The sequence below is a fragment of the Streptomyces sp. NPDC050625 genome, from assembly GCF_040654755.1.
Lineage (GTDB): Bacteria > Actinomycetota > Actinomycetes > Streptomycetales > Streptomycetaceae > Streptomyces.
Genome location: NZ_JBFAIQ010000029.1, coordinates 78,967 through 89,904, shown reverse-complemented (window position 1 = coordinate 89,904; position 10,938 = coordinate 78,967). Strand labels below are relative to the sequence as shown.

Below are 10,938 nucleotides of genomic sequence, written 5' to 3'. Positions count from 1 at the left end.
CTTCAGCACGACCAGCAGGGTCCGCGGGTCGGCGGGGTCCAGTTTCGCGTCGCCCAGGGGCCAGGTGGCGCCGCCGATCACGGCGTCGAAGTGGCTGCTGAGGCCGGCCGGGGGTGCGCCGAGCGGCTGCGCGAAGTCCAGCTTGAGGGTGCGGCCGTTCGCGAGGACGTTGGTGGAGATGGCGCCGTCGTAGGCCCATCCGTCGGGGAGGCGGAACGCGGACTGCGGGACGGCGGTCTTGGTGCCGCCGGGCGGGGTCCAGCGCAGATGGAGGTTGGAGCCTCCGTAGTGCTCGAAGTACTCGACCTTGATGTCGTACGCCTTGCCCGCGGTCAACTCGACCGGTGCGCCAGTCTGTTCGCGGTCCCAGTCGTCGACCCAGTGGTCGATGACCAGCTTTCCGTCGACCCACAGCCGGAAGCCGTTGTCACCGATGATCGAGAACGTGGTGGATCCGGTCTCCTCCGGAACGATCTTGCCGGTCCAGCGGACGCTGACGTCGTCCGACCGGCCGGTGGCGAAGTTCAGGCGCGGCTCCAGGGTGTCGAAGTCGAGGTTCGGGTCGAATCCGGTGGCTTTGAGCTGGTCGAAATCGAAGGCGCCCGGGGCGGACTGGGTGTAGTACTCGCCCTTCAGGCCGTGGACCTCCACGGGATCGTCGGTCGCGCTCGCGGCGGGCACCGCGGCGAGGCCGGCGAAGCCCAGTACCACGGCGAGCAGCAGGGCGAGGCGTTGACGGACGGGTCTATGGACGGGGCTGATGCGCACGAATCCTCCTTGGCTGAGGAAGGGTGGCGGCTCGTTGCTTCAGTCTGTACAACGTTGGAAGGAACGGCAGTTGGCATGAGAGCACGGCTCCCGGCCTCTGTCCAGGGGGCATGACAAAGCCTCGTGGCCGGGGCACCCATCGATGCTGAGGAGATCCCTTGCGGGTCAGCCTGAAGGACGTGGCGGAACGCGCGGGCGTTTCGATCAAGACCGTGTCCAACGTTGTGAACAACTATCCGCACGTCACCCCGGCGATGCGGGCCCGGGTGCAGGCGGTCATCGAAGAGCTCGGCTACCGGCCGAACCTGACCGCGCGTCATCTGCGCAAGGGTCGTACGGGAATCATCGCGCTGGCCGTTCCCGAACTGGGCAACCCCTACTTCGCCGAGCTGGCCGGCGCCGTGATCGACGCCGCCGCCGAGCACGAGTTCACCGTCCTGCTCGACCACACGCGCGGCGAGCGTGAGCAGGAGATCCTGGTCAGCCAGGGTTTTCGCGGCCGGGTGATCGACGGGCTGATCCTCAGCCCGCTGGCGCTGGAGGCCGAGGATCTGCAGGGCCGCTCCGACGACGTGCCGCTGGTGCTGCTCGGCGAGCGCGAGTACGACCTGCCCTTCGACCACATCGCGATCGACAACGTGGCCGCGGCGCGGTGCGCGGTGCGTCATCTGCTCGGCCGCGGCCGGACCCGGATCGCCTACCTCGGCGTGCGCACCGACTCCGTGAACCGGCCCGCCCACCTGCGACTGGACGGCTGGCGCGAGGAGTTGACGGCGGCCGGGGTGCCCGCGGCGGACAGCCTGGTGGTGCCGGTCGGCGGCTGGGACCGGGACGACGGGGCGCGGGCGATGGCCGAGCTACTGGACGCCGGCGTGCGCCCGGATGCCGTGTTCGCCTTCAACGACCTGATCGCGATCGGGGCGATGCGGGTGCTGCACGAGCGCGGTCTCCGGGTGCCCTGGGACGTGGCCGTGGTGGGTTTCGACGACATCGCCGAGGGGCGTTTCGGCGCCGTCACTCTGACCACCGTGTCGCCGGACAAGCAGGCCATCGCGAAGATGGCCGTCGGCTCGCTTCTGCGCAGCCTGTCGGGCCGTGAGGAGCCCGGCGGACGTGAACTGGCCGCACAGTTCAGGCTTGTTGAGCGGGAGAGCACCCTCGGCCGGAGGTGACGAGATTTCGGACGGAAGGCTTTACACGACTCTTCCAACGATGTAAAAACCTCCCCTGAACGACGTGCACGCCGAGTTGATCGCAAGAGCCAGCCTCCCCGAGAGCGCTCTCACCTCCCGGGGCCCGCGCCGTTTGGGGACACCCATGAAGCCCACCGCACTTGTCCGTCGCACCTCCGCACGAACCCTCCTCGCCGTCGGCCTCGTGACGAGCCTCGCCCTCGCGACCGGATGCACCAAGTCCGAGGACGACTCGGACAAGAGGAGCTCCGCCTCGAAGCAGGACGACGCCGGCCAGGTGGTCGCCTCGCCCGGCACCGGCTCGGGGCCGACCTGCACCATCGACGCCTACGGCGGCCAGAAGCTCGACCTCAAGAGCGTCACCGTCGGCTTCTCCCAGTCCGAGAAGGAAGCCAACCCCTTCCGGATCGCGGAGACCGCCTCCATCAAGGCCGAGGCCCAGAAGCGGGGCGTGAAGCTGCTCACCGCCAACGCCCAGTCGCAGTTCTCCAAGCAGATCAGCGACGTCCAGGACCTCATCGCCAAGGGCGCGAACCTGCTGGTGATCGCCCCGCTCAACTCCGACGGCTGGGAGCCGGTGGTGCGCACCGCGGCCGCCAAGCACATCCCGATCGTGACTATCGACCGCAAGATCAACGCGGCGGCCTGCAAGGACTATGTGAGCTTCATCGGCTCCGACTTCGTCGAACAGGGCAAGCGGGCCGCCGACTCGATGATCGAAGCCACCGGCGGCAAGGGCGAGATCGCCATCCTGCTCGGCGCGGCCGGCAACAACGTCACCACCGAGCGCACCAAGGGCTTCGAGGACCGCATCAAGGAGAAGGCCCCCGGCCTGAAGATCGTGTTCAAGCAGACCGGTGAATTCGCCCGCGAGAAGGGCCAGTCGGTCACCGAGAACCTCATCCAGTCCAGGCCCGGCATCACCGGCATCTACGCCGAGAACGACGAGATGGGCCTCGGCGCCGTCAACGCCCTCAAGGGCGCCGGCAAGAAGCCCGGAGCCGTCAAGATCGTGACCATCGACGGCACCCGCAACGCCGTCCAGGGCATCGTCGACGGCTGGATCTACGGCGTGATCGAGTCCAACCCGCGCTTCGGGCCGCTCGCCTTCCAGACCCTCGACACCTTCACCAAAGGCGACAAGGTGGGCCAGGACATCGTTATCAAGGACAGCTCCTACGCCAAGAGCAACGCTCAGTCGGACCTCGCCAAGGCCTACTGACGTGCTCTCGGTCACCCACCTGTCCAAGACCTTCCCCGGCGTGCGCGCGCTGTCCGACGTGGACTTCACCGCGCGCGCCGGGCAGGTGCACGCTCTCGTCGGCGAGAACGGCGCGGGCAAGTCGACGCTCATCAAACTGCTCACCGGCGTCTACCGGCCCGACGCCGGCGAAGTGACGTACGACGGCGAACCGGTCCGCTTCGCCACCCCCCTGCAGGCCCAGCAGGCCGGCATCTCCACCATCTACCAGGAGGTCAACCTCGTCCCGCTGATGAGCGTGGCCCGCAACCTCTACCTCGGCCGCGAACCCCTCGGCCGCCTCGGCCTGATCGACTTCCGGCGCATGCACCGCGAGGCCGACGAGGCCCTGCGCGGGCTCGGCATCCGCGTCGACGTACGCCGCCCGCTGCGCGAACTCGGCGTCGGCGCCCAGCAGATGGTCGCCCTCGCCCGCGCCGTCGCCGTCGACGCCCGCGTCGTCATCATGGACGAGCCGACCTCCTCCCTCGAACCCCGAGAGGTCCAGACCCTGTTCGGCGTGATCCGCATGCTGCGCGAGCGCGGCGTCGCGGTCATCTACGTCAGCCACCGCATGGACGAGCTCTACGAGATCTGCGACACCGTCACCGTCCTGCGCGACGGACGCGTGGTGCACACCGGACCGCTCGCCGGCCTCGACCGGCTGCGACTGGTGGCCATGATGCTCGGCCGCGAGATCGGCGAGGTCCGCGTCGAGGGCATGACCAAGTTCTCCGGCTCGCACGACACCGCCGCCGCACCGGTGCTGCGCGCCGAGGGGCTGACGGTCAGTCACCGACTGCAGGACGTGTCCGTCGCGGTCCGGCCCGGCGAGGTCGTGGGCCTCGGCGGGCTGCTCGGCTCGGGCCGCAGCGAGACCGCCAAGGCCATCGCCGGGGCGCTGCCCACCGGCGCCGGCCGGATCGTCGTCGCCGGCGTCCCGGTGCGGGCGGGCTCGACCGCCGCCGCCATCCGCGCCGGCATCAGCCTGCTGCCCGAGGACCGCAAGGCCGAGGGCATCGTGCCCGGACTGTCGGTGCGCGAGAACATCGCCCTCGCCGCACTGCCCGCGCTCTCCCGCTTCGGCCTCGTCGACGACACCCGCGTCGACAAGATCGTGGAGACGTTCATGAAGCGGCTGCGCATCAAGGCAGCCGGACCCCACCAGAAGGTCGGCGAACTCTCCGGCGGCAACCAGCAGAAGGTGCTGCTGGCCCGCTGGCTCGCCGTGCACCCCAAGGTGCTGCTGCTGGACGAGCCGACCCGCGGCATCGACGTCGGCGCCAAGGCGGAGGTGCAGGCCCTCATCGACGAACTCGCCGACGACGGCCTCGCCGTGCTGCTGATCTCCTCCGACACCGAGGAGCTGATCGAGGGCAGCGACCGAGTGGTGGTCCTCAAGGACGGCGCCGTCGTCCGCGAACTCACCGGCGACGCCGTCACCGAGGACGAGCTGATGCGCGCCATCGCGGCCGTACCCGCTGGAGGCAAGGATGGCTGAACTCACCTTCGCACGCGGCTCGTTGGACCGCGACCGGCTGCTGCGCCTGCTCCAGGACTACGGCGTCTACGCCGGCGTCCTGGTGCTGCTGCTGTTCAACTTCGCCTTCACCCCGCACTTCGCCTCCGCGGCCAACTTCCGCACCCAGGCCGTCCAGGTCGCCCCCGTCCTCATCGTCGCCCTCGGCATGGCACTGGCGATCGGCACCGAGGGCGTCGACCTGTCGGTCGGCTCGGTGATGGCCCTGTCCACCTCCCTGCTCTCGCTCTACCTCGGCTACGGCCCCTGGATCGCCGCCCTCAGCGCGGTCGTCGGAGGCGTCGTCGTCGGCGTCGCCAACGGCGCGCTCATCGCCTTCGTCGGCGTCCAGCCCATCGTCGCCACCCTCGCCCTGATGGTCGCCGGACGCGGACTGGCCCTCGTCCTCCTGCCCCAGCTCAAGGACGTTCGCGACCCCGGCCTCGCCTCGCTCGGCTCCGGCGACGTCCTCGGTGTGCCCTACCTGGTCCTCATCGCCGCCGCCCTCGCCCTGCTCGTCGCCTTCGTGATGCGCCGCACCACCTTCGGACGCCAGGTCCTGGCCATCGGCGACAGCCGCCCGGCCGCCCGCCTCGCCGGACTCCCCGTCCGCCGAGTCCTGGTCGTCGTCTACGTCTGCTCCGGCGCCCTCGCCGCCATCGCCGGCGTCCTCGCCACCGCCCGCCTCACCGCGAGCGACCCCACCTCCCTCGGCACTCTGATGGAACTGTCCGCGATCACCGCCGTGGTCGTCGGCGGCACCCCGCTCAGCGGCGGCCGGGTGCGCATCGGTGGCACCGTCGCCGGCGCCGTCCTCATCCAGCTGCTCACCACCACGCTCATCAAGCACGATCTGCCGCCGTCGTGGACCCAGATCGCCCAGGCCGTGGTGATCGTCCTCGCCGTCTACGCGGCCCGGGAACGAGGCAGGAGATGACCACGCACACCGAAGAGGCCGGCACACCGGCCGACACCGTGAGCGCCAAGGACAACGACCCCGGGCGCATGAACCGCTCCGAGCGGCTGAGCGCGCTCGCCCAGCAGCACGGCGCCCTGGTCACCCTCGTGATCGCCATGGCCGTGGCGTCGCTGAGCTTCGACACCTTCCTGACCGGCGACAACCTCGAGAACATGGCGCTGTCCTCGGCGTTCCTCGCGATCGTCGCCCTCGGCATGACCTTCGTGATCGTCACCGGCGGCATCGACCTGTCGGTCGGCTCCCTGTTCGCCCTCGGCGGCGTCCTCGCCGCCTGGGGCTCACAGTACGGCACCGCGGTCGCGCTCCTGCTGCCGCTCGCCGTGTGCGGACTGATCGGCCTGGTCAACGGACTGCTGATCGCCCGCGTCCGGCTGGCGCCGTTCATCGTCACCCTCGCAGCAATGCTGGGCGCCCGCGGCATCCTGCTGGCCATCACCGACGAGGGCTCCAAGACGTACCTCGTCGACAAGGACTCCTTCTTCGCCACCCTCGGGCAGGGCTCTCTGCTCGGCATCGGCGTGCCCGTGTGGATCACCGTGGCACTGTTCGTGCTCGGCGCCGTCGTGCTACGCCGGACCCGATTCGGGCAGTACGTCTACGCCGTCGGCGGCAACGAGGACGCGGGAGCCCTCATGGGCGCCCCCGTGGCCCGTACGAAGATCTCCGTCTACACGCTGTCGGGCCTGTGCGCCGGGCTCGCCGGCGCCCTCAACGCGGCCTGGCTGGTGTCCGGCGTGACCATCCTCGGCTCCGGCATGGAGCTGGAGGCGATCTCGGCCGTGGTCATCGGCGGCACCCTGCTCAGCGGCGGCTTCGGATTCATCAGCGGCTCGCTCGTCGGCGTGATGCTGCTCAAGGTCATCCAGAACGTGATCAACCAGATCGGCTCGCTCGACTCCGCATACCAGCAGGTCGTCAGCGGTGCCTTTCTGGCCGTGGTGGTCGTCGCCCAGACGTGGCTGGGCCGGAGGCGGAGAGTGCTGTGAAACCTTGCTCGTCGAGATCCCGCCGCACGCTGCGCGCACCGGCTGTCGTCGCGGCCGGTGCCGTGGTGGGTCTGTGCCTGGTCACAGCGGGCGTAGCCACAGCGGGCACCGCGCACCACAAGCCCGCACCGCGACGGTGACGGTGACGGTGACGGTGCAGGACGCCCGGTTCGAGGTCCTGTCACCCACCCTGATCCGCACCGAGTACGCCGGCGACGGCCACTTCGAGGACCGGGCCACCTTCAACGCGATCGGCCGGAGCTCCTTCACACCGCCCCCCTAGACCTCGTTCGTCGACGACGGCGTGCTGACCATCACCACCAGCGCCATGACCCTGCGCTACCGGGTCGGCTCCGGCCCCTTCGACGCCGACAACCTGACCACATCCTTCAAGGCAGGGCAGACGCCTGTACTCGCGGCGCCCTGGCAGCACGACGTCTGCGCCGTCGACGCCCTGTGCGAGGCCGAGGACCAGCAGTACGACGGCCCCGGCCTGGCCTCCGATCACAGCGGATCCACCGGCAAGGGCTTCCTCGCCGGCTTCGAGGTGGACAACAACTCCCTGGCCGCTGACGTGAATTCACCGGTGCCGGTACCTACGACCTTGCCGTGCGCTACGCCAACGCCGTCGGCAGCGACGGCCACCACGAGGCGCGCACCCTCAGCCTCAGCGTGGACGGCGGCGCCGACAAGACGTTCACGCTTCCCGCGACGTCCGACTGGAACCTGGGGCGTGGCCCGCCTGCCGCTGACGCTCGGCGCCGGCCCCCACTCCGTCCGGCTGCACCGCACCGCCGCCGACCTCGGCAACGTCGACATCGACATCGACATCGACATCGACATCGACATCGACAGCCTCGCCCTCCTGACCTCCGGCAGCCACTCCCCCTCCCGCGCGCAGAACACGGTCAACGGGTGCCGGTTCAGCACCAGTTGCGAGACCGAGGACGCCCTCCTGGCGGGATCGGTGAGGGGTGAGCACCGCGGTGAGCAGTGCAGTGGCCGGCCACAGCACGGCGCCGGTGGCGATGAGGGTGAGCGGGTTGTTCCTCAGACAGCCGGACCCGACCGAGAAGTTGAACCGCCCGAGAGTGCCGCACGCTTCCTGAGAGCGGTGGCGGTCGAGGCCTTCGTCCCGTCGAGCCTCCTGCCGATGGCGCGCAGCGCGGTGCTCGGAGGACGCAGACTTCGGCCGCGTCGCGTTGGAGTCTCACATCCTCAGCACCTTTGACATGCTGCGGCCCGTATTGCCCTGAAGCACACGTCGGTGAGATCGCAGGTAGGGGTCAGCGCAGGCCGGAGCGGACGAAGGCGTCCACGATGTAGCGCTGCAGGAAGATGTAGATCAGGAAGATCGGAATGCAGGCCAGGCCCGCGGCGGCCATCATCGCGCCCCAGTCGTCACCTGCCTCCCCGAGGAAGGAACGGACGCCGATCTGGATGAGCGAGTCGGGCTTCTTGGACAGGATGAGGGTCGGCCAAAGGTAGTTGTTCCAGGCCTCGATGAAGGAGAGCCCCGACGAACACGAAGTCCGAGGTCCGGCGAGACCTGCTGCACGACATTCGCACGCTGCAGATGGATTCGTACCAGCTCGCCGACCGACTCCGTTCCTTGCGCCAGCCCATCACCTGACCCGGCCGCCTCTGTCGTTCCTGTCCAGGGACAAGGCAGGATCGGCGCATGAGGATCTCGTCATCGGCGAACGTGGTTCCTGGGCAAGGCAATTACGGAGTACGCGCTGAAACGGGGGTGGGACGTCACCACCTTCAACCGTGGGCGCCCCGGACGCGACGTTGACGGCGTGCAGCCGATCCACGGGGACCGTACGGATCTCGGTGACTGAAACGCCTTGCCCAGCAGGGGTCTTGGGACACGGTCATTGACACGTCCAGCTCGGACTTCCCGCCCCGCGAGGTCCTGCCGGCCACAAAGGCTCTCCGAGAAGCGGCCCGGCGCTGGGTGCATATCTCCACCGTGTCCGTGTACCAAGGGTGGCCGAACGAGCCCCTCACGGACGACTCCGCGCTACTGGATTGTCCGGCGGACGCGGACAGCACGTTCGGGTACACGGGCGAGGACGGGAGCCCCACGAGGTACGGCTTCCAGAAGGCCGGCGGGGAGCGCGCCGTATCCGAGGTTTTCGGCGAAGGGGCGGTCTTCCTGCGGCCGGGCGTCATCCTGGGCCCCGGCGAGTACGTTGGCCGACTACCCTGGTGGCTGACTCGAGCCAAGTGCGGCGGCCGTATCCTCATCCCGGCGCCGGGCAATCAGCTTATCCAGCCGGTCGACGTCCGCGACGTGGCCGCGTTCGCCCTGGACCAGGCGGCGAGCGAGACGAGGGGCGGCTTCAACGTCACCCACCCGCAGGGAATCAGCTTCGCTGACTTCGTCGCCGAGTGCCTGCCGTTACCGGCGGGGCCGGGAAGCCGGTATGGGTGGAGCCGGCCGTCCTGGGCGAGCAGGGCGTGCGCCAGTGGACCGAGCTGCCGCTGTGGCGGACGCACGCGGGCGTGTGGTCGGTCGACTCCAGCCGAGCGGTGGCCGCCGGGCTCCGCTGCCGGCCCCTTGCTGAGACCATCAAGGACACGTGGGCCTGGCTCGCTTCAGACGGGCGTCCCGTGGACCACCCGCGGTGGGCAGAGCACGGGATCGCCCCGGAGAAGGAGGCGAAGATCCTCACCTCCTTGTGATCAAGCCTCGATCGCGAGGAGACCTACGTGCGGACCGACCCGATGTGGCGGTGAGACCCGGTTGTACTCCTCGATCTGCTCCCGCAGCGTCGTCGGGAGCTGTGGCCCGTGGTACTCCGGCTGGGCCAGGTGTCGGGCGATGCGGGCGGTACGGACGACGACGCCCGTCTTCCGCGCGTCGGCCGGAGGCGCTCGTGGGGGTCAGTGGGCCTTGACCTCGTCGACGTCCAGGCCGCGGTCGACGCCGTGGGGGACGACTGTCTGCCCGGGCTCGAGGTGCAGGCGCTTGCCGTCGAGATAGACCTCTACCTTGTCCGCTTCGAAGGACACCAGGTCGCCGATCCGGTCGACCTCCTGGTAGGCGTTGCGGTACGACCATGCGGCGCGGTGCACGTCGCCGATGTCGTAGTAGTCACACAGGCCCTTGTAGGGACAGAAGGTCTGGCCTTCGACGGCGTGCAGCTGGGTCTCGTCGATGTCGGAGCGGGGAACGTACCAGCGCGGGGCGAAGCCGGATTCGTAGAGCACGACGGGGTGTTCGGAGCGGGCCACCACGGTGTCGCCGAGGCGGACTTCCAGGAGGCGGGAGGTGTTGCGGATGTCGATGCGGTGGTAGGGGTCCGCGGCGTGGCCGAGGATGCGTTCGTCTTCTTCGTAGAAGGCGTCCATGGCGCGCCAGGCGAAGGCGATGCGGTCCTGGAGTTCGGTGGCGTGCTCCGGCAGCGCAGTGAACTCCCAGGCGGCGCGTTCGGTGCTGCGGTCGCCGGTGTGCACCGCGTACCAGGCGGTGTCGCCGAGGTCCTTGTGGTGAGTGACCTTGCCGCTGGCAACCAGGGCCTTGTCGTCGATGTCCTCGCGGGGGAAGTAGGCGACGGGGTAGCGGCCCGGCTCGTGCAGCAGGATGACGTTCTCGCTGTCAGCGATCCAGATGTCGTTGAACTTCGCGCGCATGCGCCGGCGCAACCGCTCGGCGAACAGGAGACGCTCGGGCAGGGGTTCAGGGGTGAGGAAGTGCCCGATCGCGCCGGCGGAGAGAGGGCCTTGCTGCCAGGACAGTCCCATGACGGGTTCCTTCCGGTTGCGGGGTGCCGGTGGCCGCACCCCGGGCTGGTTGTTTTGTTGACGGTCAGGGTGTGCAGGAGCAGCGGGAGGTGCGGGCCTCGGGGCGGCGGAAGCAGGTCCAGAGGGCCTTGCCCTCGCCGGTCAGGTCACGGACTCCCCAGTCGTCGCAGAGCTCCTGGACGATGCGCATGCCTCGCCCGGATTCCCCGCTCAGTGAGGCGTACGGGATGCGGACCCGGGAGTGGCGGGCGCTGTCGTGGACCTCGACGTGCAGGCAGTGCGGGTGCCGGACAAGGCGGAGCAGGTAGTCGCGGCCATCCGGGCTGCCGTGCTGGACGGCGTTGCCGGCCAGTTCCGAGACGCAGGCCCGGATGTCGTCGCGGCGTCGGCACCCGCCCCAGGTGTCGAGGGCCCGCATCGCGAAGTCGCGAGCAGTGCTCACAGTCTGCGGAGTGGCGCTGAAGGCGTGTTGGGCGAGGTGTCGCATGGCGGGTCCTTTG

General features: G+C 69.4%; 11 protein-coding genes and 1 pseudogene. 9 read left to right on the top strand and 3 right to left on the bottom strand.

The window, feature by feature from the left end; translation table 11 throughout:
- Positions 1 to 768, bottom strand: a 768-nt coding sequence (locus tag AB0I54_RS39025) for a PA14 domain-containing protein (protein WP_363301046.1), incomplete at its 3' end; no start/stop codon positions are given.
- Between the two features lie 158 nt (positions 769 to 926).
- On the opposite strand from AB0I54_RS39025, the gene AB0I54_RS39020 reads away from it, so the two are divergent.
- The 9 genes and pseudogenes from AB0I54_RS39020 to AB0I54_RS38980 all read left to right on the top strand — a co-directional run bounded on the left by AB0I54_RS39020 (position 927) and on the right by AB0I54_RS38980 (position 9,376).
- On the top strand, positions 927 to 1,940 hold the full coding sequence (locus AB0I54_RS39020; protein ID WP_363301044.1) for a LacI family DNA-binding transcriptional regulator: 1,014 nt from the start codon (positions 927 to 929) through the stop codon (positions 1,938 to 1,940).
- A 145-nt stretch (positions 1,941 to 2,085) separates the two neighbouring features.
- Positions 2,086 to 3,183 carry an ABC transporter substrate-binding protein gene (locus AB0I54_RS39015; RefSeq protein ID WP_363301043.1) on the top strand — a complete coding sequence of 366 codons (1,098 nt, stop codon included), beginning with the start codon at positions 2,086 to 2,088 and terminating at the stop codon, positions 3,181 to 3,183.
- Position 3,184: 1 nt separating this feature from the next.
- Positions 3,185 to 4,702: a sugar ABC transporter ATP-binding protein gene (locus tag AB0I54_RS39010; RefSeq protein WP_363301042.1), complete on the top strand. Its 1,518-nt coding sequence runs from the start codon at positions 3,185 to 3,187 to the stop codon at positions 4,700 to 4,702.
- The gene (locus tag AB0I54_RS39005; protein ID WP_363301041.1) at positions 4,695 to 5,657 is read left to right on the top strand and encodes an ABC transporter permease; all 963 of its coding nucleotides are present in this window, start codon (positions 4,695 to 4,697) and stop codon (positions 5,655 to 5,657) included. Before AB0I54_RS39010 ends, AB0I54_RS39005 begins: the two co-directional genes overlap by 8 nt.
- Complete coding sequence (locus tag AB0I54_RS39000; protein WP_363301040.1) at positions 5,654 to 6,685, top strand: ABC transporter permease; 1,032 nt, start codon at positions 5,654 to 5,656, stop codon at positions 6,683 to 6,685. Before AB0I54_RS39005 ends, AB0I54_RS39000 begins: the two co-directional genes overlap by 4 nt.
- Before the next feature lie 148 nt (positions 6,686 to 6,833).
- Complete coding sequence (locus tag AB0I54_RS38995) at positions 6,834 to 6,968, top strand: hypothetical protein (RefSeq protein ID WP_363301039.1); 135 nt, start codon at positions 6,834 to 6,836, stop codon at positions 6,966 to 6,968.
- A 21-nt stretch (positions 6,969 to 6,989) separates the two neighbouring features.
- A complete protein-coding gene (locus AB0I54_RS38990; protein WP_363301038.1) occupies positions 6,990 to 7,916 on the top strand; it encodes a hypothetical protein in 927 nt (308 codons plus the stop codon).
- Between the two features lie 729 nt (positions 7,917 to 8,645).
- A pseudogene (locus AB0I54_RS38985) lies at positions 8,646 to 8,942 on the top strand (NAD-dependent epimerase); the annotation flags it as partial.
- A gap of 140 nt (positions 8,943 to 9,082) precedes the next feature.
- Positions 9,083 to 9,376 carry a hypothetical protein gene (locus AB0I54_RS38980; RefSeq protein ID WP_363301052.1) on the top strand — a complete coding sequence of 98 codons (294 nt, stop codon included), beginning with the start codon at positions 9,083 to 9,085 and terminating at the stop codon, positions 9,374 to 9,376.
- Between the two features lie 201 nt (positions 9,377 to 9,577).
- On the opposite strand, the gene AB0I54_RS38975 is transcribed toward AB0I54_RS38980, so the two are convergent.
- Both AB0I54_RS38975 and AB0I54_RS38970 read right to left on the bottom strand, forming a co-directional pair.
- Positions 9,578 to 10,438 (bottom strand): DUF427 domain-containing protein, encoded by an 861-nt coding sequence (locus AB0I54_RS38975; RefSeq protein ID WP_363301037.1) that lies wholly within the window; start codon positions 10,436 to 10,438, stop codon positions 9,578 to 9,580.
- Positions 10,439 to 10,502: 64 nt separating this feature from the next.
- On the bottom strand, positions 10,503 to 10,925 hold the full coding sequence (locus AB0I54_RS38970; protein ID WP_363301036.1) for an ATP-binding protein: 423 nt from the start codon (positions 10,923 to 10,925) through the stop codon (positions 10,503 to 10,505).
- Between the last annotated feature and the right edge of the window lie 13 nt (positions 10,926 to 10,938).